This is a genomic window from Streptomyces sp. NPDC102274, from assembly GCF_044766385.1.
Taxonomy (GTDB): domain Bacteria; phylum Actinomycetota; class Actinomycetes; order Streptomycetales; family Streptomycetaceae; genus Streptomyces.
Genome location: NZ_JBIWLW010000002.1, coordinates 240,742 through 264,767, shown reverse-complemented (window position 1 = coordinate 264,767; position 24,026 = coordinate 240,742). Strand labels below are relative to the sequence as shown.

34 protein-coding genes and 1 pseudogene are annotated in these 24,026 nt (G+C 70.0%); 27 read left to right on the top strand and 8 right to left on the bottom strand.

The features are described from left to right. The first annotated feature begins 71 nt into the window (after positions 1-71). Positions 72-2,603 carry a DEAD/DEAH box helicase gene (locus ACIRQP_RS03630; protein ID WP_403882786.1) on the top strand — a complete coding sequence of 844 codons (2,532 nt, stop codon included), beginning with the start codon at positions 72-74 and terminating at the stop codon, positions 2,601-2,603. Here the strand turns inward: ACIRQP_RS03630 and ACIRQP_RS03625 are convergent. The 6 genes and pseudogenes from ACIRQP_RS03625 to ACIRQP_RS03600 all read right to left on the bottom strand — a co-directional run. Then, a complete protein-coding gene (locus ACIRQP_RS03625) occupies positions 2,600-2,998 on the bottom strand; it encodes an Rv3654c family TadE-like protein (protein ID WP_403882783.1) in 399 nt (132 codons plus the stop codon). The genes ACIRQP_RS03630 and ACIRQP_RS03625 overlap by 4 nt on opposite strands. After that, positions 2,995-3,456: a TadE family type IV pilus minor pilin gene (locus ACIRQP_RS03620; protein ID WP_403882780.1), complete on the bottom strand. Its 462-nt coding sequence runs from the start codon at positions 3,454-3,456 to the stop codon at positions 2,995-2,997. Before ACIRQP_RS03620 ends, ACIRQP_RS03625 begins: the two co-directional genes overlap by 4 nt. After that, entirely contained in the window at positions 3,443-3,643 is a 201-nt protein-coding gene (locus tag ACIRQP_RS03615; RefSeq protein WP_403882777.1) for a DUF4244 domain-containing protein, read from the bottom strand. The genes ACIRQP_RS03620 and ACIRQP_RS03615 overlap by 14 nt, the downstream gene beginning before the upstream one ends. 49 nt (positions 3,644-3,692) lie before the next feature. Beyond that, positions 3,693-4,466, bottom strand: a complete 774-nt coding sequence (locus ACIRQP_RS03610) for a type II secretion system F family protein (protein ID WP_403882774.1) — start codon at positions 4,464-4,466, stop codon at positions 3,693-3,695. Beyond that, complete coding sequence (locus ACIRQP_RS03605; RefSeq protein ID WP_403883280.1) at positions 4,463-5,329, bottom strand: type II secretion system F family protein; 867 nt, start codon at positions 5,327-5,329, stop codon at positions 4,463-4,465. Before ACIRQP_RS03605 ends, ACIRQP_RS03610 begins: the two co-directional genes overlap by 4 nt. An 11-nt stretch (positions 5,330-5,340) precedes the next feature. Continuing rightward, a pseudogene (locus tag ACIRQP_RS03600) lies at positions 5,341-5,913 on the bottom strand (ATPase, T2SS/T4P/T4SS family); the annotation flags it as partial. 43 nt (positions 5,914-5,956) lie between these two features. Between ACIRQP_RS03600 and ACIRQP_RS03595 the strand changes: the two are divergent. After that, positions 5,957-7,465, top strand: a complete 1,509-nt coding sequence (locus ACIRQP_RS03595) for a recombinase family protein (protein WP_403882771.1) — start codon at positions 5,957-5,959, stop codon at positions 7,463-7,465. Between the two features lie 74 nt (positions 7,466-7,539). On the opposite strand, the gene ACIRQP_RS03590 is transcribed toward ACIRQP_RS03595, so the two are convergent. Both ACIRQP_RS03590 and ACIRQP_RS03585 read right to left on the bottom strand, forming a co-directional pair. After that, complete coding sequence (locus ACIRQP_RS03590) at positions 7,540-8,028, bottom strand: hypothetical protein (RefSeq protein ID WP_403882768.1); 489 nt, start codon at positions 8,026-8,028, stop codon at positions 7,540-7,542. 122 nt (positions 8,029-8,150) lie between these two features. After that, positions 8,151-8,573 carry a helix-turn-helix domain-containing protein gene (locus ACIRQP_RS03585; RefSeq protein ID WP_403882765.1) on the bottom strand — a complete coding sequence of 141 codons (423 nt, stop codon included), beginning with the start codon at positions 8,571-8,573 and terminating at the stop codon, positions 8,151-8,153. Between the two features lie 252 nt (positions 8,574-8,825). Here ACIRQP_RS03585 and ACIRQP_RS03580 point away from each other — a divergent pair, with 252 nt between their 5' ends. The 25 genes from ACIRQP_RS03580 (at position 8,826) to ACIRQP_RS03460 (ending at position 24,024) form a co-directional block, all read left to right on the top strand. Next, positions 8,826-9,119: an XRE family transcriptional regulator gene (locus ACIRQP_RS03580; RefSeq protein WP_403882762.1), complete on the top strand. Its 294-nt coding sequence runs from the start codon at positions 8,826-8,828 to the stop codon at positions 9,117-9,119. Further along, entirely contained in the window at positions 9,116-9,439 is a 324-nt protein-coding gene (locus ACIRQP_RS03575) for a hypothetical protein (RefSeq protein WP_403882759.1), read from the top strand. The genes ACIRQP_RS03580 and ACIRQP_RS03575 overlap by 4 nt, the downstream gene beginning before the upstream one ends. Then, positions 9,436-10,002, top strand: coding sequence for a hypothetical protein (locus ACIRQP_RS03570; protein ID WP_403882756.1), 567 nt, complete (start codon positions 9,436-9,438; stop codon positions 10,000-10,002). Before ACIRQP_RS03575 ends, ACIRQP_RS03570 begins: the two co-directional genes overlap by 4 nt. Further along, positions 10,002-10,253: a hypothetical protein gene (locus ACIRQP_RS03565; protein ID WP_403882753.1), complete on the top strand. Its 252-nt coding sequence runs from the start codon at positions 10,002-10,004 to the stop codon at positions 10,251-10,253. The genes ACIRQP_RS03570 and ACIRQP_RS03565 overlap by 1 nt, the downstream gene beginning before the upstream one ends. Next, entirely contained in the window at positions 10,250-12,895 is a 2,646-nt protein-coding gene (locus ACIRQP_RS03560; RefSeq protein WP_403882750.1) for a bifunctional DNA primase/polymerase, read from the top strand. The genes ACIRQP_RS03565 and ACIRQP_RS03560 overlap by 4 nt, the downstream gene beginning before the upstream one ends. 356 nt (positions 12,896-13,251) lie before the next feature. Further along, positions 13,252-14,883 carry a DEAD/DEAH box helicase gene (locus ACIRQP_RS03555; RefSeq protein WP_403882747.1) on the top strand — a complete coding sequence of 544 codons (1,632 nt, stop codon included), beginning with the start codon at positions 13,252-13,254 and terminating at the stop codon, positions 14,881-14,883. Positions 14,884-14,913: 30 nt separating this feature from the next. After that, a complete protein-coding gene (locus ACIRQP_RS03550) occupies positions 14,914-15,066 on the top strand; it encodes a hypothetical protein (protein WP_403882744.1) in 153 nt (50 codons plus the stop codon). After that, the gene (locus tag ACIRQP_RS03545; RefSeq protein WP_403882741.1) at positions 15,063-15,707 is read left to right on the top strand and encodes a hypothetical protein; all 645 of its coding nucleotides are present in this window, start codon (positions 15,063-15,065) and stop codon (positions 15,705-15,707) included. The genes ACIRQP_RS03550 and ACIRQP_RS03545 overlap by 4 nt, the downstream gene beginning before the upstream one ends. After that, the gene (locus tag ACIRQP_RS03540) at positions 15,707-15,895 is read left to right on the top strand and encodes a hypothetical protein (protein WP_403882738.1); all 189 of its coding nucleotides are present in this window, start codon (positions 15,707-15,709) and stop codon (positions 15,893-15,895) included. Before ACIRQP_RS03545 ends, ACIRQP_RS03540 begins: the two co-directional genes overlap by 1 nt. A 49-nt stretch (positions 15,896-15,944) precedes the next feature. Further along, positions 15,945-16,616, top strand: coding sequence for a hypothetical protein (locus ACIRQP_RS03535; protein WP_403882735.1), 672 nt, complete (start codon positions 15,945-15,947; stop codon positions 16,614-16,616). A gap of 50 nt (positions 16,617-16,666) precedes the next feature. Further along, the gene (locus ACIRQP_RS03530) at positions 16,667-16,912 is read left to right on the top strand and encodes a hypothetical protein (RefSeq protein ID WP_403882732.1); all 246 of its coding nucleotides are present in this window, start codon (positions 16,667-16,669) and stop codon (positions 16,910-16,912) included. Positions 16,913-17,027: 115 nt separating this feature from the next. Then, a complete protein-coding gene (locus tag ACIRQP_RS03525; RefSeq protein WP_403882729.1) occupies positions 17,028-17,189 on the top strand; it encodes a hypothetical protein in 162 nt (53 codons plus the stop codon). After that, entirely contained in the window at positions 17,186-17,464 is a 279-nt protein-coding gene (locus ACIRQP_RS03520) for a hypothetical protein (RefSeq protein WP_403882726.1), read from the top strand. The genes ACIRQP_RS03525 and ACIRQP_RS03520 overlap by 4 nt, the downstream gene beginning before the upstream one ends. Beyond that, on the top strand, positions 17,461-17,742 hold the full coding sequence (locus ACIRQP_RS03515; RefSeq protein WP_403882723.1) for a hypothetical protein: 282 nt from the start codon (positions 17,461-17,463) through the stop codon (positions 17,740-17,742). Before ACIRQP_RS03520 ends, ACIRQP_RS03515 begins: the two co-directional genes overlap by 4 nt. After that, on the top strand, positions 17,736-18,038 hold the full coding sequence (locus ACIRQP_RS03510) for a hypothetical protein (protein ID WP_403882720.1): 303 nt from the start codon (positions 17,736-17,738) through the stop codon (positions 18,036-18,038). The genes ACIRQP_RS03515 and ACIRQP_RS03510 overlap by 7 nt, the downstream gene beginning before the upstream one ends. After that, on the top strand, positions 18,035-18,364 hold the full coding sequence (locus ACIRQP_RS03505; protein WP_403882717.1) for a hypothetical protein: 330 nt from the start codon (positions 18,035-18,037) through the stop codon (positions 18,362-18,364). Before ACIRQP_RS03510 ends, ACIRQP_RS03505 begins: the two co-directional genes overlap by 4 nt. Before the next feature lie 101 nt (positions 18,365-18,465). Beyond that, on the top strand, positions 18,466-18,630 hold the full coding sequence (locus ACIRQP_RS03500; RefSeq protein ID WP_403882714.1) for a hypothetical protein: 165 nt from the start codon (positions 18,466-18,468) through the stop codon (positions 18,628-18,630). Between the two features lie 9 nt (positions 18,631-18,639). Beyond that, on the top strand, positions 18,640-18,939 hold the full coding sequence (locus ACIRQP_RS03495; protein WP_403882711.1) for a hypothetical protein: 300 nt from the start codon (positions 18,640-18,642) through the stop codon (positions 18,937-18,939). A gap of 2 nt (positions 18,940-18,941) precedes the next feature. Then, positions 18,942-19,601, top strand: a complete 660-nt coding sequence (locus ACIRQP_RS03490) for a hypothetical protein (RefSeq protein WP_403882708.1) — start codon at positions 18,942-18,944, stop codon at positions 19,599-19,601. A gap of 198 nt (positions 19,602-19,799) precedes the next feature. Then, the gene (locus ACIRQP_RS03485; RefSeq protein WP_403882705.1) at positions 19,800-20,072 is read left to right on the top strand and encodes a hypothetical protein; all 273 of its coding nucleotides are present in this window, start codon (positions 19,800-19,802) and stop codon (positions 20,070-20,072) included. A gap of 76 nt (positions 20,073-20,148) precedes the next feature. Further along, positions 20,149-20,328 (top strand): hypothetical protein, encoded by a 180-nt coding sequence (locus ACIRQP_RS03480; protein WP_403882701.1) that lies wholly within the window; start codon positions 20,149-20,151, stop codon positions 20,326-20,328. Positions 20,329-20,890: 562 nt separating this feature from the next. After that, positions 20,891-21,292, top strand: coding sequence for a PASTA domain-containing protein (locus ACIRQP_RS03475; protein WP_403882698.1), 402 nt, complete (start codon positions 20,891-20,893; stop codon positions 21,290-21,292). Between the two features lie 68 nt (positions 21,293-21,360). Then, the gene (locus tag ACIRQP_RS03470; RefSeq protein WP_403882695.1) at positions 21,361-21,732 is read left to right on the top strand and encodes an HNH endonuclease signature motif containing protein; all 372 of its coding nucleotides are present in this window, start codon (positions 21,361-21,363) and stop codon (positions 21,730-21,732) included. 233 nt (positions 21,733-21,965) lie between these two features. Continuing rightward, entirely contained in the window at positions 21,966-22,415 is a 450-nt protein-coding gene (locus tag ACIRQP_RS03465; RefSeq protein ID WP_403882692.1) for a hypothetical protein, read from the top strand. Further along, the gene (locus ACIRQP_RS03460) at positions 22,399-24,024 is read left to right on the top strand and encodes a hypothetical protein (RefSeq protein WP_403882689.1); all 1,626 of its coding nucleotides are present in this window, start codon (positions 22,399-22,401) and stop codon (positions 24,022-24,024) included. Before ACIRQP_RS03465 ends, ACIRQP_RS03460 begins: the two co-directional genes overlap by 17 nt. The last annotated feature ends 2 nt before the right edge of the window (positions 24,025-24,026 follow it).

The following is a 24,026-nucleotide window of genomic DNA, read 5'->3' as shown; positions in this document are numbered from 1 at the left end:
CAGCACCTTGCTATCGAGCGGTCGCCCCTCGGGTCTCCCCGACGGAGCCAGGGGACGTATCGCCAGCCGCGATGGCATTCAATCACTTACCAGCAGTCATGCACGACGCCTTGAGACCATTGTCCGTCACGCCAGTGACACACTCGATGCCGATGGCCAGGAATCACCGCCCCAGTGGACCCCCCGAGAGCGGGGGCAACCGCCCCTCCCCCCGTACGGTCCTGGACCGGCTCGCCACGGGGGCGGGCCGTGCTGCGCGCATCACCCATACGGAGCACCTGCCCCCGCGCACGGGGCGTCATGCCGTCTGGCCCGACCGCATCCGCCCGGAAGTGATCAACGCCATTCAGCGGGCCGGTATCGACCATCCGTGGGCCCACCAGGCGGCCGCCGCCGAGCACGCCCTGGACGGCGAGTCCGTCGTGATCGCCACCGGCACCGCCTCGGGCAAGTCCCTCGCCTATCTCGCCCCCGTACTGACCACCCTCCTCGACGGTTCCGAGGCGCCCAACGGCCGGGGAACCACCGCGCTCTATCTCGCCCCGACGAAGGCGCTCGCCGCCGACCAGCGCCGCGCCGTCAAAGCGCTGGCCGCCCCGCTCGGCAATCGCGTGCGCCCCGCGGTCTATGACGGTGACACCCCCGTCGAGGAGCGGGAGTGGGTCCGGCAGTACGCCAACTACGTGCTGACCAATCCGGACATGCTGCACCGGGGGATACTCCCGTCCCACCCCCGCTGGGCCTCCTTCCTGCGCGCCCTGCGCTATGTCGTCATCGACGAGTGCCACACCTATCGCGGCGTCTTCGGCTCCCATGTGGCGCAGGTACTGCGCCGACTCCGCCGCGTATGCGCCCGCTACGGAGCGAATCCGGTCTTCCTGCTCGCCTCGGCGACGGCCGCGGAACCGGCCCGGTCCGCCGGCCGGCTCACCGGTCTGCCCGTACACGAGGTCGCCGACGACGCCTCACCCCGCGGCGAACTGGTCTTCGCGCTCTGGGAGCCGCCGCTCACCGATCTGCACGGCGAGAAGGGCGCCCCCGTCCGCCGTACCGCCACCGCCGAGACCGCCGACCTCCTCACCGACCTGACCGTCCAGGGCGTCCGTACGGTCGCCTTCGTACGCTCCCGGCGCGGCGCCGAGCTCATCTCCGTCATCGCCCAGGAGCGGCTGGCCGAGGTGGACCGCTCACTGGCCCGCCGGGTCGCCGCCTACCGCGGCGGCTACCTCCCTGAGGAACGGCGCGCCCTGGAGAACGCCCTGCACTCCGGCGAGCTGCTCGGCCTCGCCGCGACCACCGCCCTGGAGCTCGGCATCGACGTCTCGGGCCTGGACGCCGTCGTCATCGCCGGATATCCGGGCACCCGCGCCTCCCTGTGGCAGCAAGCGGGCCGGGCCGGCCGCTCCGGGCAGGGGGCGCTGGCCATCCTGGTCGCGCGGGACGATCCGCTGGACACCTTCCTCGTCCACCACCCCGAGGCGCTGTTCCAGCAGCCGGTCGAGTCCACCGTCCTCGACCCCGACAACCCGTATGTCCTCGCCCCCCACCTGTGCGCGGCGGCCGCGGAGCTCCCACTCACCGAAGCCGATCTGACACTCTTCGGCCCCGCCGTACCCGATCTGCTCCCACAGCTGGAGACCGCGGGGCTGCTGCGGCGCCGCAGCTCCGGCTGGTACTGGACCCGCCGCGAGCGGGCCGCCGACCTCGCCGACATCCGGGGCGAGGGCGGCAGTCCCGTCCAGATCGTCGAGGCGGGGACGGGACGGCTGCTGGGCACGGTCGACGAAGCCGCCTCCCACACCGCCGTCCACGACGGCGCCGTCCACCTCCACCAGGGCCGTACGTACCTGGTGAAGCGGCTCGATCTGGCCGACTCGGTCGCCCTGGTCGAGGAGGCGAACCCGCCGTACTCCACCACCGCACGCGACACCACCGCCGTCTCGGTGCTCGAAACCGACACGGAGATCCCGTGGGGCGAAGGACGCCTCTGCTACGGCTCCGTCGAAGTCACCAATCAGGTCGTCTCCTTTCTGCGCCGCCGGCTCATCACCGGCGAGGTACTGGGCGAGAGCAAACTCGACCTGCCGCCACGGACGCTCCGTACCCGGGCCGTGTGGTGGACGGTCACCGAGGACCAGCTCGACCGGGCCCGTGTCAATCCGGAGCAGCTGGGCGGCGCGCTGCACGCCGCCGAGCACGCCTCGATCGGGATGCTGCCGCTCTTCGCGACCTGCGACCGCTGGGACATCGGCGGAGTGTCCGTGCCCCTCCACCCGGACACGCTGCTGCCGACGGTCTTCGTGTACGACGGCCATCCCGGCGGCGCGGGCTTCGCGGAGCGGGCCTTCCGGACAGCCCGGGAGTGGCTCATGGCCACCCGCGAGGCGATCGCCTCCTGTGAGTGCGACGCCGGCTGTCCGTCCTGCATCCAGTCCCCGAAGTGCGGCAACGGCAACGACCCGCTGCACAAACGAGGCGCCGTACGGCTGCTGACCGAGCTCCTCAGCGCCGCCCCCGACGCGCGGGCGGAAGCGGATTCGGTTGCGGACATGGTCACGGTCGCGGGCGTGGTTGCGGATGCGGACGCGTCCACCGTGGCCTAAGGGCTGTCCGCGAGACCCGGCACGGCACCTGGCGGAGGTACCGGGAGCGGTGGTCCCGCCCGTGCCCTGACCGTCGGGGCGTACGGCCCGAAGACCGCCCGCGCCGTCACGTCCGCGATCTCACCGCTCACCACGCACCGCACCACCTCCGATCCCTGTGCCGCCGCCACCTCGACCGCTCTGCGGCAGGCATCCGCCGACCCGAGGAGCGCGTGGTCCGCCGCGGCGAGGGCCGCCAGATCGGCCGCCCCGCCCGCCCGGTGCCGGGTGACGACCGCCTGACCCATGGCGAGCACCAGGGCGAAGACGGCGCACAGCGCGGTCGCCGCCACCGCCGCCCACACCGTCGCCGACCCCCGGTCCCGGCCTCCGGCCCTGGCCCGGTCCCCGGTCATGGCGCCACTCCGGCCGTGTGCGGGCCTCCAGAGCCGTCTCTCGCGGCCTCTACGGGGTCCGGGGCATCCACGGCGTCCTCCGCCGACGCGACGGCCTCAGCGGTGAGCGTGAGGGCCAGGGCGCCCGGCCCCGGCGTCGGCGCCTCCACCCGCACCCGCCACAGATCGCCTGTACGGCCCAGAGAGACCCTGGCGCCCACCGGGGCTGCCGAGCGGGCGGCGGCCACCGCCGCGGCCCGTGGCTCCGCTCTGGCGGCCGCTCTCGCCCCCGCCCGCGCCGCGTCCACGCACCGGATCTGCGCGGAGGCCGCCATCAGAGCCCAGACCAGGGCCAGGGCGAACACGGCCAGCGCCGGTACCGCCACCGCCGCCTCCGCCGTCACGAACCCCCGATCGCCGCGACGGACCAGGCGTCGGCCGTGGGCCGGGTGCCTACGGACCGTCTCAGAACTGCGCACTGAGAGCCCTCCCGATCAACGACTGCAAGGCACCCGCCACGGGCCCGCTCGTGACCACCTTGTAGAGCACCGCCGCGAGCGCGCAGGCGGCGATCGTCCCCACCGCGTACTCGGACGTGGTCATCCCGGCGTCGTCCCTCGCCCCGCGCGGCCATACCCGCCGCATTCGTCGGAACCTCATCCACATGTCGTCTCCCCGTAGAAACCGCAGAAAGTAGAAGTTGGTCAGAAATTGATCAGTCGGCGTTCAGCAGCCCGCTCGCCAGACCGATGACCACAGGCGCCACCCCCACCGCCAGGAAGGCGGGGAGGAAGCACAGCCCCACCGGGGCTGTGATCAGCACCTGGGCCCGCTGGGCTCTGGCCACCGCCGCACGGGCCCGTTCCGCCCTGAAGCCCTCGGCCAGCCGGGACACCGGCTCGGCGGCCGGCGCCCCGGTCGATCCCGCCCGTTCGAGACAGCGGGCCAGCCCCGCCGCGCCCGGTATCTCCCCGAACCGCCCCCACGCCTCGGCCGGGTCGCCGCCGAGCCGCAGCTCCGCGGCCGTCCGTGCCAGCCGGTCGCCGACGGGTCCGCCCAGCGACTCCCCGACCGCCTCCGCCGCCTCGCGCGGCCCCGCCCCGGCCGCGATGCAGGCGGCCAGCAGATCGGCGGCGAGCGGGAGCTGACGGGCCCCCTCATCGGTACCGGTACGGTCGTCCGGCTTTCTCGTACGCAGCCACCTGCGGACCCCGTAGGCCCCGGCGAGTCCGACCAGCCAGCCGGCCACCCCGCCGACCATGACCCAGCCGAAGATCACCGCGCCGCCCGGCGGACCCCAGCGCCGTGCCCACACCGCAGCCGCCCGGAGCCATGGCCGCCGCCGTCCGTACTCGACCGCCAGCAGGGCCACGAACCGCGCCCGCGCCCGCTGTTCACGCCGCCCGGCCGCCACCGCGAAGGCCAGAGAGCCGATCGCGGCGAGTACCAGGACGGCCACCCACAGCCTGTGGGCGAACTCCCCCGTCACGGCGCCTCCCCGGTCCGTACGACCCGGGCGGCCCACCACAGGCCCGCGCCCTCCAGCAGCCCGCCCACCACCAGACAGCCGAGCCCGGCCGGGGTGTGCAGCAGGACACCCAGCGGATCCGCCCCCAGGGCCCAGCCCAGCGCCAGGCCCACCACGGGAAGCAGCGCCAGTACCACGACTGTCGCCCAGGCACCCGCCAACTGGGCTCGTAACCCTTCCCGTTGTTCCCTCTCCGCCCGCAGCGCGGCGTCCAGACGATCCAGCCCGGCCGCGAGCCCCGCCCCGCCGTCCACAGCCACCCGCCAGCAGGCCGCGAGCCCCACGAGGCCGTCCGCTCCCGGCTCACGCGCCGCCTTCCGCAGGGCGTCGGGTACGTCACCGCCGAACCGCGCGGCCGCCAGCACGGCGCCCTCCGCGCTTCCCAGGCCTCCGGTCGATCCCGCGGCGGCCATCAGGGCCTGGGCGGGCTGCGTACCGGCTCTCAGCTCGCCCGCGGCCGTGCCGCACAGCGCGACGATCCTGTCGGCCAGTCGCTCACGCGCCTTCCTCCGCTCCCTGGCCCGCAGCCACCGCCCCACCAGCGGCACCGCCAGCGCGCCCCCGAACAGCGGCAGTACCGACTCGCCCAGCAGCGCGAGCAGCACCGCGGGCGGCAGGCAGAGCCACCTCCCGCGCAGCCGTCGCGCCCGCTCGCGAGCCCTCGGCAGCCATCGCTCCCACGGCGGCGCCCCAGGCACCACGGCGACGGACGAGCCCGGGGCCGTGAGCAGTTTTCTGGCCCGGCGCAGTCCCCGTTCCTGGCCGACGGCCAGCAGGACCGCTCCCCCGGCGAACAGCGCCGCCGCGAAAGCGGTGACGTACATCGTCAGAGCCGTCACGACGCGCCTCCGATCAGCGCCAGCAACCGTGGCCAGCCTCGGTCGTACGCGAAGCCTCCGGCGCCCCAGCGCAACGCGGGCACCGGCACCACCAGCCCCGCGGGATCCCGCTCCAGCACATGCACCTCGGCGATCCTCCGGCGCCCATCGCGGTCCCGTACGAGATGGATCACGACCGCCAGCGCGGCTGCCAGCTGGCTGTGCAACGCCGCCCGGTCGAGACCGGCCGCCGTTCCCAGCGCCTCCAGACGCGCGGGCACGTCCGCCGCCGTATTCGCGTGTACCGTGCCGCAGCCGCCTTCGTGTCCCGTGTTCAGGGCGGCGAGCAGTTCGGTGACCTCATGGCCTCGGACCTCGCCGACGACCAGCCTGTCCGGCCGCATCCGCAACGCCTGTCTGACCAGATCCCGCAGCGTCACCAGGCCCGCGCCCTCCTGGTTCGCCTGCCGGCCCTCCAGCCGCACCACATGCGGATGATCGGGCCTCAACTCGGCGGAGTCCTCGGCCAGTACGATCCGCTCGCGCTCGCCGACCAGACCGAGCAGGGTGGACAGGAGCGTGGTCTTCCCGAAGTCGAGACAGGAACACCCATGGTGAAGGACACTCAGAACCATGGAGAGCACCAGGGCCAGTACCAAAAAGCAACTACGCGCAGTGATCTACGTCCGCATCTCGCAAGACCGGACCGGCTCCCACCTGGGAGTTGACCGGCAACGCGAGGACTGCGAAGCCCTCGCCGAACGGAACGGCTGGGACGTCGTCGAGACGTACATCGACAACGACCTGTCCGCGTACAGCGGCAAGCCGCGCAAGGACTACCTGCGGATGCTCGCCGACCTCGAAGACGGCACGGCGACCATCGTCATCGCCTGGCACACGGACCGTCTGCACCGCTCCCCGGTCGAGCTGGAGAGGTACATCGATCTCAGCCAGCGCCGCGGCGTCGACACCCACGCAGTTCAGGGCGGCGAACTGGACCTGTCGACATCCTCGGGGCGCATGCTCGCGCGGATGCTCGGCGCCGTCGCCCGACACGAATCGGAGCACAAGGCCGAGCGCGTCGCCCGAGCCCGCCAGCAGAAAGCGAAGGCCGGCCTGTGGTCCGGCGGGATCCGCCCGTTCGGCTGGGGCCTGCCGACCGGCGAGACGCAGAAGAGGACCGTGGCCACGGTCAACGAGGAGACCAGCGAGGAGACCGCCGAAGAGACCGAAGTGCCCGTCCTCGACATGAGCAAGAAGGTTCCCGAAGAGGCTGCGGCGATCGAGCACGGCATCGACTCGATCCTGGCGGGCGGGTCGGTCAGGGGCTACGTGAAGTGGCTCGCGGACAAGGGCCTCATCACAAGCCGGGGAAACCCGTTCGGCGCGATCGAGGCCCGGGACATGCTGATGCGGCCGAGGAACGCCGGGATCGCCGTCTACAGGGGCGAGGAGATCGGCAAGGGCAAGTGGGAGCCTATCGTGGACGAGGCGCGCTTCAGGGGCGTCTGTGCGGTCCTGAAGGACCCGACGCGCCGGACGTCTCCGGGGTCGACTCCGAAGTGGTTCGGGTCGCTGATCTACAAGTGCGGTCAGCCGGGGTGCACCGCGACGACGAAGTGCACCCAGACGGGCGGCGCGAAGACGATGGGTTACCGGTGCACGACCGGGCACGGCGGCGCGCGGAAAGCCGACAAGCTCGACGCGTACATCATCGACCTGATCATCGAGCGGGTGTCACGACCGGATGCCGCTGATCTGCTGGAGCCCGCGCCGGACGGCATGAATGTGGCCGCGTTGCAAGCGGAGAGCGATGAGATCCGGCGCCGCCTCAAGGACAACGCTGCGGCGTTCGGAGCGGGGCAGATCACGTTGCCTGAGTTCACCGAAGCTTCCGGGGTGGCGCAGGCCCAGCTGGAGGGTGTAACGAAGCAGCTGGCCCGCGCGTCGGTGAGGGATCCGCTGGTGGATTTGGTGGGGGCGCCGGATGTTGGGGCGGCGTGGAAGGCGCTGGGGCTGGAGCGGCAGCGTGCAGTGTTGCGGGCTCTGCTGGAGGTGACGATCCTGCCGGCGCGGCCGGGCCGAATGCCGGACGGCGGCTACTTCGACTACGAGGCGATCAAGGTCGAATGGAAGCGATAAGCGGCAGCCCGTCGCATTCCAGGGGGCGCCCGGATTTCGGCTACGCCGAGACTTGGCGTAGCCGAAACAGGGGCTCAACCGGCGTGTACGGCACGGGGGCGGCTGTGCAGGGGCGCCGCACCTTCCCACTTCTGGACCCACAGTCCGTCGCCCACGAGGCGCTCCATATACCTATTCAGCTCTGCGCAGAGCTGGTCCGTGATGACGCCCTTGCGAATCGTCCAGGTGAAGCGTCCACGCTTTTCGAGCGGGAAGCAGTCAACGCCCTCCGGCAGCTCGCCAGTCTGATCGATTCTCCAACTGACGCAGGCCAGGCATGCGCCCGTGGGCGGCTCGTCGGCGCGCATGGGCGAATCGTTGGCCCAGGTTTGAGCCCACCCCTCCATGACCTGGTCACACAGCACGTTCATCGTGTCGCAGAAATGTGACGCGACATGGAACGCTCGTATGTGCACAGTAAGTGCACCCTTATCTTCGGTAATTCGGCAAGCTCGACCTGCCGGAATCTGCACCGATGGCCGTGTTGTGAATCGGACTTTCGGTGCTTCGCCGAGTTTTTCCATCTGTTCCCCCCTGCCAACCGGCGCGGCTATCTACGCGCGCTGCACCGGAGTTGAGCATTCCACCCATAAGCGGGTTTCATCATGCATCGGCCATCGGCATATGACCAGGGGCTACGGAAAAATCACTCACGGTGAGCATCAGGGGTCTTGCTCGTTGCACTGAAGGTCTCAACCAGAGCGTCGATGCGCCGGCGGTCCTCTTCGCTCATCCCCTGGTATCGAAGGACTAGCGCGCGGGCGCGGCGATCTGCACTCCACACGGTAGTGACGCCGAAGAACTGGACGGCGGCAGCCTCCCGGACCAGCTCGTCCGGAACCTGAATACCTGCGGCGATGGCGCGCAGCTGGGGCACGCCAGGCGCGAGTACGGGGCGCCCCGTTTCCAGCCTGTGTAGCCAGCTGCCGCCGACCGTCTCGCCTGATTCGGGGTCAATGCAGCGTTCGCCGAGTTTTTCATAGCTGAGCCCTAGGGCTGCCCTGCGCTCGCGCACGAGATCCCTGAGCGGCACCTCCGCAGGTGGAGTTACCGGGTCACTCGTAGCCATAAGGGTCATCCTGCCACTCCGCATCAGCTCATGAGCCTTGGGGTGTCCATGGCACCAGCGGGTGTGGGGGGCGGGGATCCGCTGGTCACGACTGGCCACCATCCCAGCCGATGGACGAAGTGTCCAACCTATCGGGCGGCGCACGAAAGGGCGCACGGCCCTATTGACCGAAAAATGACACGTCATCGCACCTGGTGGACGCATCGTCCAAGTCATGCAATGCTCGATCCATCCAAGCCGTGCAATGAATCCTTGCGTGAGGTGGACGTGATCAAGCACGACCCGTTGATGTACAAGCTGGTCCGCCCTCGGCTGTTCGCCGATCTGATGCAGCGCACCGGCGACGGCTCGGCCGTCAGCGTCCGGGAGCTGGCTGCCCGGAGCGGCGTCGCCCGGACCACGATCGGCAACTTGCTCACCGGCAAGCAGGACGTCATACCCGACCACAAAGCCGCCGCGATAGTCCGAGAGCTCGGCGTCGACATCCTGGTCATCTTCGCCCCCGTCGGCCGCAGCGTTCGCACCCGGACGGCGGTGTCGGCATGACCGCGCCCGCGCAGGTCCTCGACCTGGCCAGCGCTCCGAATGACCGGCCCGTGCGTGACTCGGACCCGGCCCGGAACGCCGCTTACTGGGCGCGCATCGACCGCCTGGTGGCTGCGGCCCCGCCGCTCTCCGACGACCAGCGCGCCCGGCTCCGGGCGATCTTTCACCAGGCCCCCAACAGCGATGCCGCCGGGGGCGCAACCCCGACGGCATCGAGCGAGCACGTCAACGAAACAGCCGCGAAGCAGATCGGAACGAACTCAATGAGAACTGTACGAGGGGCCACTGACAACGCACACCCCATGGGCGGTGCGGCATGAACTGTGGCGAGCCCTTGTACCTCGATGGCGAGGACTACTCCTCGCGGGACTGCCAGCTGAAGCTGGGGCACTCTGGCGCGCACGAGTACTTCGGCGGGCAGAAGTTCCCCCGGCCCGAGCCGATGGTGCCGGACCCGGACATCGAGGACCTGATCGAGGCCGGGGCCAAGGCTCGCGCCGCGTGGGGCATGGACGAGATGCAGTGGCCGATCGTCATCGAGGTCACCAGCGTCTACGTCGTCAAGGCGCCGGGGGCGACCGAGGACGAGGCCCTGGAGAACTGGAGCGACGAGTGCCCCGACCTTGACGGCGAGCAGGCGATTGACGGCGGATTCGAGATCCGCCGCCTCGCCCACTGGCAGCGCCGCGACACGATCGGCACCGCCCCGTTCGGTCCGCAGATCCAGTGCCCCGGCTGCGGCAAGTTGGCTATGAAGCGCGAGTGGTACCACAACCCGCTGCGAAAGTGCCACGGCCCCATCGAGTGGCACGAGACCCAGGCTCCGACGCTCCGGTGGCGCTACCGCCGCGAGTTCAAGGCCACCCCGGTGGTGACCGCCTGATGACGAGCACTGCGACGGCCCGGGAAACCCCGGGCCGTCCGGCCCGCGCACAGACCGTCGTCGCTGCCCTGACTGTCGATTTCGGGCTCGACCCCGACGGCAAGCGCGTCCGGCCGCCCCGCGCCAAGTACGAGTGCCTGCTCTGCCAGACCCGTGAGGGCCCCGTCCACGGGGACCAGGACGTCACGGAGTTCGCCGCGTCCATCCGCACTGACCACCCCGCCAGATGCACCGCCAGGAGCAGCGCGTGACCGATGCACAGACCCCCAACCTCCGGGCTTCCGCTCGCGAGATGCACGACGCTGGCCTGTGCGTCATCCCCATCAAGGCCGACGGCAGCAAGGCCCCGGCCGTCCGTTCCTGGACCCCGTACAAGGTCACCCGCTCCACCCCTGAGGAACACGACAGCTGGTTCCCTCCGGGCAAGGCCGCCGGTATCGCCGTGGCCTACGGCGCGGTGTCCGGTGGCATCGAGCTGATCGAGTTCGAGGGAACTGCCATCGCTGACGGCCTCCTTGACGAGGTCACGGAGATCATGGACGCGTCCGGGCTCGGCGACGCGTGGCAGTCCATCCTCACCGGCTGGGCCAGTGAATCCCCGTCCGGCGGCCGGCACTACCGGGCCCGCGTCATGGGCGCTCCAGTCCCCGGCAACACCAAGTTGGCCAGTCGCCTTGCCCGCGAGGACGAGTACACCCCGGCGAACAAGCAGCGCCTGGCCGAGAATCCCAACGCCCGCATCGTCCGCGTCCAGATCGAGACGCGCGGTGAAGGCGGGTACGGACTGGTCGAACCGAGCTGCGGCACAGTGCACGCCACCGGCCGCCCTTACCTCCGGCTCGACGGCGGCCCCGGCACCATCCCCACGATCAGCGCCGACGTCATGGACACCATCCATGCGGTGTGCCGCATGGTCGACACGCTGCCCAAACCGGAGATCCCGAAGGCAGCACCCCGCCCAATGGCGCCGCTGCCCGACGGCGGACTGCGCCCCGGCGAGGACTACGAGCGCCGTGCCGACTGGCAGGAACTCCTGCACGGAATCTTCCGGCCCCTCATCACGCGCGGCAGTACGACGTACTGGGGTTGGGCCGATGGGCAGGGGGGTGTGAAGGCGACCACCGGCCGCGACGAGCACGATCGTCTGTACGTCTTCACCACCAGCTCGGAGTTCGCGGCCGAGACGCCGTACAGCAAATTCGGCGCCTACGCGCAGCTGCACCACGGGGGCAACCACAAGGCGGCGGCGGCCGAGCTGCGCCGCCGCGGCTACGGCTCCGAGCCTGCCCGCCGCCGGGTAACCGCCGTGCGCGCTCAGCCCGGTCCCCTCACCGCAGGGTCGGGCGCGCTCGACCCGGCCGCCGAGCCCGAGCCGCCCCACGACCAGGAGCAGCCCGACCTCCGGGTCCTGCCCCCGGTCCGGCCCGACCTCGACATCACGAACGAGGCCGACGCCATCGACGGCGTCTTGGACCTCATGCGCACCGGTCAGCTCCCCGACCTGTACAAGCGGTCCGGCGGACCGTGCTGGGTGCACCACGACGACAGCGGCAGCCCGGAGGTGAAGCAGCTCGGCACCGACAACCTGCGCGCGTACCTCGCCGACCACCTCACCAGCTACACCGTCCGGGTCGACCCCAAGACCGAGATAGAGACCGAGGAGCGGGAACTCCTCATGCCGAAAACCTGCGGAACGATCCTCGGCCGGAAGGACTGGCCGCTCCCGCCGCTGCGCGGCATCGTCACGTCCCCTGTGATCCGCCCCGACGGCTCGCTGCTCCAGTCGCCCGGCTACGACAATGAGACCGGGCTCTACCTTCATCCCCGGGTCGCGTTGCGCCGTCTGCGGGCCGAGGTCAGCGCGGACTCGTTGGCCAAGGCGAAGGACATCGTCCTGCATCAGATGCTGGCCGACTTCCCGTGGGAGAAGCCGTCCGATCGGGCCCACTATCTGGGCGCCCTGCTGACCCCGATCTTGCGCCCGTACTTCCACGGTCCGACACCGATGTTCATCCTGTCGTCAACCTCCGCAGGCTCGGGCAAGTCGCTGCTGAAGGACATCTTCAAGTACGCCTACGGGTCCAGCGATACGCCGTGGCCGGAGAACGACACCGAACTCCGGAAATCGATCACGACGCAGCTCTACACCACCGGCCATCCCGTCATCGTCCTCGACAACTTGCCCAACGGGTACACCGTCAAGTCCCCGGTGCTGTCGGCGCTCCTCACCGCCGAGACCTGGGGTGACCGAGTCCTCGGCGCCAGCGCTTCCGTCAGCATGCCGAACGACAGGCTCTGGATCCTCACCGGCAACGGGCTCCAGACCGGCGGAGACAACGGACGCCGCGCCATGTGGGTGCGCATCAACCCCAACGTGCCCGATCCAGACCAGCGCGACGGCTTCAAGGTCGGTGACCTCCGGCCCTGGCTCCGCGCCAACGCGTCCACGGTCGTCGCTGCCCTCGTCACGATGGTCCGGGCCTGGGTCGCTGCCGGATCTCCTACCGTCCGCACCCGCAAGGGTGACTACTCCGAGTGGGCTTCAATGCTGGCCGGCCTTCTCGACTTCCTCGGCGTGCCCGGGTGGATGGCAGACCGCGCCGACGCCATGCGGCAGGACAGCGAGACCGCCGAGTGGGCCGCCTTCCTCATCGCCTGGCGCGAGAGGTTCGGCGACGAGATCATCACCGCCGGATCCGCAGGCAGCACCCTCGCCGAGCACGTGCCCCGCCACCCGAAGACCGGCGAACTGCCCAGCGCGAACGTCCTGGGCGGCTGGCTGAAGGCCCGCGACGGCAGGTTCTTCGGCGACCTCCGCATCATCCGCGTCTGGGACTCCCACCGATGCTCGAACCGATGGCGGGTCGAGCAACACCAGCGGACCGGGCAGTGACAACCCCGCGTGATGCAGGGACCGCAGGGACCTTGCAGGGACCCGGGCAGGGAGCCGAGAGGCTCCCTGCACCGCCCCTGACCTGCATGACCGCAGGGAGGCAGGGACTTGCAGGGACTTGGCCCCGCCCCTATTACACCGCGCGCATCACACACACATCGCGCAACACACATGCATCTGCATGTGATGCAACGTCCTCCGACTCTCCCACTGCGCAGACATACGGATATCTCCCTGCAAGTCCCTGCGTCCCTGCAAAACGGCAGATCAGAGCGCTACCGAATCGCTCCGCAGGTCCCTGCACAGCCCCCGGCGAGTCCCTGCACTCCCTGCAAAACCCCAGCACCCACGACGAGGTGACAACTCCCGTGCTCCAGACCTTCGCTCCACGCCCCTACCAGACCACCGCAATCCAGGCCCTGGCCACCGGCTGGACCGGCCCGAACAACCGCCTGGCCGTCGTACTGCCGACAGGCGCGGGCAAAACCGTGGTGTTCGCGAACCTCATCGCCGAGATGCGCGCCCAACTCGGCCGGAAGCGCGCCCTGGTCATCGCACACAGGGAAGAGCTGATCGAGCAGGCCGCAGCGAAGATCCGCGCAGTCTGCCCCGATCTCCGCGTCGGCATCGTCAAGGCCGAGCGCAACCACCACCGCTTCATGGACGTGGTCGTGGCCAGCGTCCAGACCTTGGCCGTGAAGCGCCGCCGAGAGGCCATCCAGGACATCGGCATGGTGATCGTGGACGAGTGCCACCACGCCGCGAGCGCCAGCTACCGCGCGGTCCTGGACCACTTCGGCGCCTGGCGCGGCGTACCGGTCGCCGGATTCACCGCGACGATGACGCGCGGGGACGGCGGCCTGGCCGACATCTGGCAGGACGTCGTCTTCACCCTCGACATCTTGGAGATGATCGGAGACGGCTACCTGTGCGACGTGCGCGGTAAGCGCGTTGTCGTTGACGGCCTCAACCTGGACGCGGTCAAGACCCGGGCTGGAGACCTACAGGACAGTCAACTGGGCCAGGCCCTCGATGACTCCGGCGCGGCCGGGACGATCGCCGCGGCGTACACCGAGCACGCCGCCGACCGGCCCGGGGTGGTCTTCACCCCCACGGTGGCCACCGCCCAGTCCATGGCGGACGCTTTCAAGGCCGCCGGGGTCACGGCCGCCGCTGTGTGGGGCGACATGCCGCGCGTCGATCGCGTCCAGGCGCTGCGGGACTACGAGAGCGGCGCCGTCCAGGTGCTGGCCAACTGCATGGTGCTGACCGAGGGGTTCGACGCCCCGTGGACGTCATGCGTCGTCGTGGCCCGGCCCACCAAGTCCCCTGGGCTGTACTGCCAGATGGTCGGCCGCGGCCTCCGGCTCCACGAGGGAAAGCGGGACGCCCTGGTCCTCGACGTCATGGGCGCGTCCACCCGCCACAAGCTGGCCTCCATCATCGACCTCACCGCGCAGGAGATCGGCGACGTGGCCGAGGAACGGTCGCTACGAGAGGTGGCCGAGACGGCGAAGGCCGAGACCGCCCGGCAACTGGCAGTGCGGCAGCTGGAGTTCGAAGAGGTCAACGTCTTCAGCGGGTCGGGGACTCGCTGGCTCCGGACGGAGGCCGGCACCTGGTTCATCCCGCTGAAGCACGACCTGTTCCTCTTCCTGGTACGCGACCCGGGCGGCCGGACGTACCGGGTAAGGCGCTGGGACGCGCGGCACGGGGTGAGGCCGCCGGCCCCGGACCCGGCGATGCCTCTGTCCGAGGTCATGGCCTGGGCAGAGAAGGCCGCCCGCGCGCTCGCCCCGGCCGCGTTCGTCGCCAAGGGTGCGCGCTGGCGCGACGGAAAGCCGTCGGGCAAGCAACTGGCCTACTGCCGCCACCAGCGGATCCCGGTGCCGCGCGGCAGCACGGCGGGTGACGTCTCCGACCTTCAGGCCGTGCACAGCGTCAGCGCGGTGCTGTGCGGCCTCAACTCGGCGGCCCTGGCCGCCTGACCCATCAGCACGCTACGAAAGGACCGACAGATGCCCACCGAGATGCCCAACCAGGACAGGTTGGCAGACCTGATCCGCGAGACCCTCGATGCGTACTTCGCGGAGGTTGACCACGCCGAGGCCGAGACGGACGACATGGCTTGGTCCATCGTGCGCCGCATTGAGCGCGAGGTGGCCTCATGAGCGAGCCGAGGTACACCGCCAGCACCATCACCGATGCAGCCCTGGAAATGCTGTACGCCCGCGTGACCAGGGCCGAGGTCACCATCGAGCGGATGAAGCGCACCAACCGCATGGTCAACGGTGGTGCCCGACGAGATCGAGAGCGGGCCGAGCAGGCCGAGGCCGCCATTGAGCGGCTCGACGCCGAACGTGCCGCTCTCCTCGCGGAACTCGGCGGCCGTGACGATGAGGCTCGCGAGCGGTGGATCGAGAAGCAGCTCGACGAGACCGGCCTCAAGTCCATGGACTTCCGCACCGGCATGGCGATGGACATAGAGCCCGCCCGGGACATGGTCGCCCAATGGGTCGGCGCAGCCCGCGCGATGCTCGGCGACGCCCCGAACTACACCGAGACGCCTGTTGAGATGGTCGTCAAGGTCGGCGAGTCGCCGGAGCGGTACGCATTCACCCTTCAGCGCGTCGGGAAGGTCACGCCGCACCAGGCCCGGCAGCGCGCGGAAGGGGGGCTCGCCACGGTCCTGCGGATTGTCACCGAATACGTCATCGAGTCGAACGTCGTCGGCGGCCTGGACGCCAACGACCTCGGTGACCGGCTGTCGTCCGCCGGCTTCCCGCTGCCCGACGAGACCGAGGAGCACTGATGGCCCTGCCATCCGGACGCGGCCCCCTCATTGCCTACCGCTCCACCACCGGCACGTACACCGCCATTGACACCGAGGCCGTCACCGACGACCGCGAACGCGCCGTCTGCCGGGCACTCCTCACCCACGCGCTCAAGCTCCTCGACGAACAGGACAAGGCGCCCAAGCCCCCTATCGGATTCGCCTGAACCGCCACCCGCCCAGTACCGCCCCTGTTCAGCCCCAAGGAGTCCGATCGTGAACACCTGCCTGCTGTGCGAGCAGCCCGACGACACCGGCAGCTACCTGTGCCCCGGCTGCACCAAGGCAACCAGGGTCCGGCTGGAGTTGCTGCCCGCCCTGTACGAGGGCCTTGCCCCGTTCCTCACCCCGGCTGCGGCCGGCAGTCAGCCGCGCGGCTCGAAGCCTGCCCACGCTCCGCTGCCGGTGGCCGTGGACATCCTCGACCTGCGCGGCCCCGGCGGCATGGTCGGCGTGGTGGAGAACTGGGTGGGCGTCATCCACCAGGCGCGCGCTTACTCGGGTCCGGTGCGGCACAGCGGACTGTCCATCGAGGCGCGGCTGAAGTCCGCGGTTGCCGAGCTGCTGAACCACCTGCCATGGGTGGCCGTGTCCTGGCCGGACGCCGGGGTGTTCGCCGCCGACATTCGGGAGCTGACGAGGTCAGTGTCCTCGATCGTGGATCCCCAGGGGCTCGTTGACCGGGGCACGCGCATGGGGGCCTGCGTGGCCCAGATCGACGGCGGCGCGGCGTGCGGGGCGGTGCTGCGGCTGTTCAGGGGCGAGAAGGCGGTGACGTGCCGGTGGTGCGGCACGGTCTATCCGCCGGTCACGTGGACCTCGTTGAAGCAGTGGCAGGACGAGGACGAGAAGACCACGGCCAACGACCCGCAGCAGGTAGTGAGTTGATGGCCGCGCGCCCTGGACTATCACACCCCAGGTGTGATAACTTCCTCTCGATGGACACGAAGCCCTGGCGGGAACGGGTCCGCGAGGAAGACAAGCTGCTGGAACAGCTCGCCTCCCTCGTATCCGAATCCGCCGCACGCAGGGCGGCAGCCCTCGCCGAGGGCGTCGCGGAACTCGGCAGCGTCTACGCCGTGGCGAACGACATCGGCAAGAGCTGGACCGCCGTAGACAAGTCGATCAAGAAGCACGGCAAGAAGAAGAGGCCCGCTGGAACGGGCCCCGACACAACCGCATAACGCAGAACGGGAGCCAGACGGCAGCTCCCTCCGGTGGCTGGAACCACCAGAGGAGCCCGGGCGCCGCCTGACTCCCTGACCGAAGAACCCCCTGAGCAAGCAGGAGGACTCGGCTATGGCCGATCATTTCCCGCGCCCCAGTGCGCCCGCAAGTTTCCCGCCCGACCGGCGTCTGATCGCCGTTGGCATCATCCGCCGCCACGACGGCTGCACCCTCACCGTGCGCGCCACCGAGGCCGGCGTCACCGGCTCGATCCGCCCGGCGGGTGCCCGGTGAACGAGACCCACACCCAGCCCAGCGACGACGCCCGCGCCGTCCTGCTCAAGCTGGCCGGCCGCCTCTCCTCCGTCCGGCCGACGCACGCCATGCAGGACTCCATGCGGCTCGCCATGGTCCTCACCTGGACCAGCGAACTGCACGGCTACATGAGCGACGCCGCCGAGGACCTGGAGCGCGAAGTGCTCCGGTACGCCCCGGCTGTCGACCGCGACACCACGCGCGGCGAGTACGCGCTCATCCTGCGCAAGGCCGCCGGCGGTGAGGGCCAGTGAGTGACGCCCAGCTTCCCGAGCCGGTCGCCGAGCTCCTCGCCGCGATCGCCGACAGCCTCGACCTCCCGCTGCCCTCCCTCGACCCGGCGGACGAGGTGGCTCACGCGGGGCTGCTGAGCGATCGGGCCGCCCGCGTCCGCAACGCCGCCCTGCTGATCCTCGAAGACGGCCACCCCATCGGCCGGGCCGCCCAGTGGATCCGCGAAGAGGCCGACGCCCGCCCGGTCACCTACACCCCGTGGAAGCGCCCCGAAACCGGGGAGGCGGCACCGTGCTGACGCTGTCCGTCACCCGCTCGCGCATTACCGCGGTTCTCCACCAGGCCGCCGATCTCCTCAACGAGGAAGGCTGGGACCCCCGCCGCAATCCGGTCATCTTCGCCATCGACCGCGCGGCCGGCTTCACCACACCCGGCATCGACCTGGCCGCCGAAGAGACCACGCTGCGCGCGTGGGACGCGCTCGTCGTCCACCTCGGTGAGCAGCTGGTCGTGCCGTGGGAGAACGAGCCGGGACGCACCCAGGACGAGGTCCTGGCCGCGCTCCGCACCGCCGCCGAGGAGCTGACCCGATGAGCACTCCGCCGCTGCCCGGCAAGGGCCTCTCCGTCAAGGTCGACGCCGAGCTGTATGACGACCTGGCCGTCATGATGAGCGCCGGTATGACCACCACCGCCGACGGTAATACCGAAGGTATGACCGCCTCCATGGCCGTCAAGCACGCGGTATCACTCATCGCCGGTGCCTACCGCAACGCGTGGGCGGCCGGGGTCTACCCGCCGGGTGTCGAACCGCAGGTGATCGCCTGCCAGGTCGCCCCGTATGACCCCGGTACGACCGCCGAGACGCAGCGTCATACCCCGCCCCTGGCCGGTCATACCCCGGCCCCGCCGCAGGGGTAATCCCGCGCCACTCGGCCCCGGGTGGGGCCGCCCCGGGCGTGCCGGTCATACCGCGCGCCGCCTCGGCGCCCCACCCGTCATACCCGCATTCGGGAGCACCCGTGATCACGTACCACGCGCTCGGCTACTACGGCCTGCCCGCGCTCCTCGCCGCAGCCCTCCTCCTGCGCGTCCTGCCACGCGGCTCCCACGCCCGCCGCCTGGTCGCCCGCGCCGCCCTCGCACTCCTCCTGCTGACCGCCGCCATCGTCGGCCTCTCGTACTAAGGGACCACCGTGAAGACCAGCCTCATCGCCGCCATCGACACCGCCAGCACCCACACCATGGCCGCGCAGCCCGCCGCAGTCGGCGCCGGCGGATCCGTGCCCATCTCCGTGCTCCTGATCATCGTGCTCGGTCTGTGGGCCTGGAACATGCACAAGCACGGCAAGGACACCAAGAAGCTCCACCTCCTGCCCGGTTTCGTCTGCCTCGGTCTCGGCCTGTGCCTCTCCGGCACCACCATCGGCACCACCATCGGGACGCTCTTCGGCAGCGTCGGCCAGATGCTGAGCACTCTCATCGGCAACGCCTGACCATGACCGACACCGAGGCCGACACCCTCGAACTGCCGCCCGTCCCCACCTTCGGGAACGGGCGGCCCCGGGTCGCCGCGCAGCGCGTCCACCCCCGACGGCTCGGCCGGGGCCACCTCGCCCTGTACGCCCGCCTCCGCGCCTGGACCATCGCCGAGAACCACCCCGCCCGCGGTAAGACCGTCGCCGCTCGCTCCGGCGGCCTGGCCTTCGGCGCGCTCATGGTCTGGCGTACCGCGAACGAGGAGCCCCGGCTCCTGGCCGTCGCCGCCGGCGCCTACGCGATCCAGGCGTGGCGCGCCGGCCGCCCCGTACCGCGCGTACCGCCTGTACCGCCCACCGAGGATGAGCTGAAACGCCGCGTACTCCTCGGCGTCCAGCACCTCATCGGCGACCGGCCCGCCGTGTTCCTCGCCGACGTATACGCCGCCTTCCTCACCCGGCCCGCCGCCGCGCACATGGACGCCGCCCGCCTCCGGGCAGTCCTCGTCCACTGCGGCATCACCATCCACAAGAGCGTCCGCATCGGCGACCAGACCGGCCGCAGCGGCATCAAGGCCGCCGACATCACCACCCTCCTCTCCCCCAAGAGAGAAGAGACCCCCGATTCCGACGTAGACGCAGGTCACACCCCACTAGAAGGGGCTGTAGAGCCCGCGTAGACCGCCCGTAGAACGGGCTGTAGACCACCCGGAGACCCTCGTGAGACGCCCCATCCATGCCGTCATCACCCTCGCCGCCGAACTGACGTACTGCCAGATCTGTGGCTGGTGGTACCCGCCGCACGCACATTGACCAATCCGCCCCCTCGCCCACCCCTTACCGACCACACTGACAACCGACCAAAGGAGGCATACGTCATGGGACGAGCCAAGCCCAGCAAACCCCGCCGCGAGAGGCCCGCCAGCGAGACGCACGAACCGGGCATGCCGCTCCCGAACTGGCCCAGCAGTCACGTGAGCGCACAGCTCACTGGCGACGACCAGGACGAGTGCGTCAAGGTCACGATCCACGGCGTGGACCACTACCTACACGCCACCACCGCCCATGAACTCCATACGGCGCTCGGCGAACGGCTCGACCAGTTCAACGGCGTCACCCGCGCTGCCGGACTCCCTGGCGTGAGGGAGTAGCAGGACTCGAAGTTCACAGGCCGGGGCCCCGTCGCGCACCCCGCGCGGCGGGGCCTTCCTGCGGGATCATGGAGCCATGAACGCCCCACTCCTCGTGGACCCCTACGCCGCATCAGCCGCTACCGGCATCAAACCTGGCACCATCCGCCAACGGCTCCGCCGCGGCACGCTCACCCACCACGGATACGACCGGGCAGGCCGCGTCCTCGTCGACCTGAACGAACTCCAGCCCCACGCCCCGCTCAAGTCCGCTTGACCAGCACGATCACCGGGTGTAACACTCAAGGGGCGTTCGGCGTGCCCACATACCGCAGAGAACGCCCAGGCTCCGAACCGGCAACGGACGGGGCCTTAGCCATGTCAGCGACACTTCACATGACGGTCAGGCCGCCCTTGGGCACGCCGGTAGTGGGCAGACCGTCCTCGAACCTGCGAGCGTGGGCAACAGACGTCGCACATCCATCACACAGTTCCAGTGCTCCGATTCCCACGACGCGGTTCAGATACATGGCCTCGTTCGGGCAAAGATCCGTGACGGCGTTTCGGTGCAAGCAGTCTAAGCCGTCTGACGCCCCGGGACAGTTGCAGGACCGATTCGACATGAGGCCGAGACTCGCATGTCACAGACGGCGTGAGAAGAGGCGCCATGCCCCGACGCGCTGCCCGACGCCCGGATGCCCCACGCTCACCACCGCCGGCCGCTGCACACTCGTGCCAGGCGCCAGGGCCGCCCGCATGTCACGACATCGTCACCATGTCTCCACCCTGACCGCACATCCCGCATGATGGCCCCTCACACACCAGTCCTTGGGGGGACCATGCGCACCCGTACAGCCATCGCCGCGGCGCTCCTGCTCGCCAGCCTTACCGCATGCGGCGCCACATCCGCGCCCGACAAGCCCATCGCTGATGACGCGCCCGCCACAGAGCCCGCAACGGAAACACCGGCCACAAAGCCCGAGGCGGAAACGCCGGCCGAGACCGCGAGCGAGACAGCTACGCTCCCTGACCTCACCGGCCAGACTCTCCAGGCCGCCCAGGACGCAGCTCAAGCGGCAGGGTTCTACGTGCTCACCTCAAGCGACGCCCTGGGAACCGGCCGTATGCAAGTGCTGGACCGCAATTGGACCGTCTGCTCGCAGACTCCAGCGGCCGGAGAGCACCCCGCGGACACGTCGATCGACTTCGGGACCGTGAAACTCGAAGAGACCTGCCCGTAGCCTCGACCGCTCACCGGCCCGGCCAGCGCACCCCGCGTGGCCGGGCCTTCGCATGCCCGGAGGTAACCATGCCCCGCCGTGCCATGCAGGCCTGCCCCACACCCGGCTGCCCCGCCCTCACCGTCACCGGCCGCTGCACCGCCTGTCTCGCCAAGGCCAGCCGCCGGCGCCCCAGCCCCACCGCCAAGGGCTACAACACGCGATGGCAGCGCACCCGCCGCGCCTACCTCCAAGCCCACCCCTACTGCGAATGCGACGACTGCGTGGCCCAGCCCGTGCTGCTGCGCCCTATCGCGACCGAGGTCAACCACCTCGACGGACTCGGACCACTCGGACCCCGCGGCCACGACTGGACCAACCTCCAGGCCATGACCAAGGCCCACCACAGCAGGCACACCGCCCGCGAACAGCCCGGCGGCTGGAACGACCGAGAAGTCTGATCAAGGTCGATCCGATCTGAATCCAATCTGAAATCTCAAAGATCCAGATCACTTTTAGTGACATAGCCCTGGGGGATGCCCCCTCCTGACCTGGGGTCCCCGAACGCCGGGGAGGGCTCCGGAAGGTTCGTCAGGTTCAGAAGGTCCCCGCCGCTCACGCAATGTGACGGTATTCGTCGTCGAGCAACGCGGCCGAGGGAGTGATTCGTATGCCCCGAGGGGGAGCCCGTCCTGTGTCTGGCCCGGCGCCGGATCCGAACGCGTTGAGGCGTGATCGCAAGTCCGATCAGGCTGGGTGGCGCACGCTGCCCGCCGAGGGCCGCGCGGACGATGCGCCGGAGTGGCCGCTGATCGAGCCGTCCGAGCGGGAAAGCGAGCTGTGGGCGGATCTGTGGCGCAAGCCGCAGGCCGTGGTGTGGGAGGAGCTGGGCCAGGCGCTGGAGGTCGCGCTGTTCGTGCGCACGCTGGCCGAGGCCGAGCAGGGCGACGCGCGGGTGGACATCAAGAAGATGGTGCGGCAGTACCTCGACAGCTTGGGACTCAGCGTCCAGGGCATGCTCCGGCACCGGTGGAAGATCGCCGCCGCCGAGTCTGTCCCGGCGGATGCTGCGGCTGTTCCGGTGGTGCGTCGTCCGTCGGCGCGTGACCGGCTGAAGGTTGTGCCCCGTGGCGAAGGCCCCTGACCTCGCCTTCGTCGTCGACTTCCCCACTCTGTGGGTCGTCCCGGACTGGATCGAGGCGCACTGTCCGATCCCTGACGGCTTCCGTGCGGGCGAGGACATGGAGCTGTACCCGTGGCAGTTGTGGTGCACGGTCAACCATTACCGGGTCAAGCCGACGGCGCGCGTCGGGCAGCTGGCGCCCGCGTTCCACAACCGCCGCTCGCAGATCGTCGCTCCGCAGAAGACGGGCAAGGGGCCGTGGTCGGCGACGATCGTGCTCAACGAAGCATGTGGCCCGGCAGTGTTCGACGGCTGGGCCAGGGGCGGGGAGCGCTACCGGTGTTCGGATCACGGCTGTGACTGCGGCTGGTGGTACGAGTATCAGGTGGGCGAGCCGATGGGCACGCCGTGGCCGACGCCGGAGATGCAGCTGCTGGCCACGTCCGAGGACCAGGTCGCCAACGTCTACCGGCCCTTGCAGAGCATGGTGAAGCGCGGTCCGCTCTCCGGTCAGCTGCGGGTGGGCGAGGAGTTCACGCGCATTGGCGAGCAGGGCCGTATCGACGTCGTGACGTCCTCGGCCCTGTCGAGGCTGGGCAACCCGATCATCTTCGCCATGCAGGACGAGACCGGCCTGTACACCACGGCGAACAAGCTGCGGCGGGTCGCGGAGACGCAGCGCCGTGGCACGGCCGGTATGGGCGGCCGGTCGATGGAGACGACGAACGGGTGGGATCCGAGCGAGAACAGCGTGGCGCAGACGACGTCCGAGGCGAAGGCCAAGGACATCTTTCGGTATCACCCGCAGGCTCCGAAGTCGCTGTCTTACAGGGATAAGCGGCAGCGCCGGAAGATCCACGCCATCGTCTACGCCGGGTCTGCGCATGTGGACCTGGACGCGATCGAGGCCGAGGCCGCCGAGATCATGGAGAAGGACGAGGCGCAGGCTGAACGCTTCTTCGGCAACCGGGCCGTGTCGGGTAGCGGGTCATGGCTGGACGTTGCCCTGTGGGATGCCCGCGCGGTGAAGAAGCCGCGAGTGGTCAAGGCGGGTACGCGGGTGGTGCTGGGCTTTGACGGCTCGGATATCGACGACCACACGGCGATCAGGCTGGAGACGCTGGACGGCCACCAGTTCACCCCCAGGTATGGGCCGGACAGGCTGCCGACCGTGTGGAACCCGGCGGACTACGAGGGCCAGGTCCCGCGGCTTGAGGTGAAGGCCGCGATGGACGAGGTGATGCGGACCTTCGATGTGGTCCGCGGCTACTTCGATCCGCCGTACTGGGACACCGAGGTCGACGAGTGGGCCGAGAAGTACGGGGAGAGGGTCGTCATCCGCTGGTACACGCGGCGGGTGGTGCAGATGCACGCGGCGTGTGAGCGGCTGAAGACCGATGTGGTCAAGAAGGACAGCACCTTCACTCACGACGGGTGCCCGATCACGTCGGATCAGGTGGCGAACGCCCGCTCGGCTGCCAGGCCTGGTGACCGGTACGTGCTCCGTAAGGCGTCGGTGGCGCAGAAGATCGATGCCTGTGTGACCAGCATCCTCGCCCACGAGGCGGCTGGTGACGCTCGGGCGGCCGGCCTCGCGGCGGAGACAGGGAACTACTACTACGGCGCGTGAAA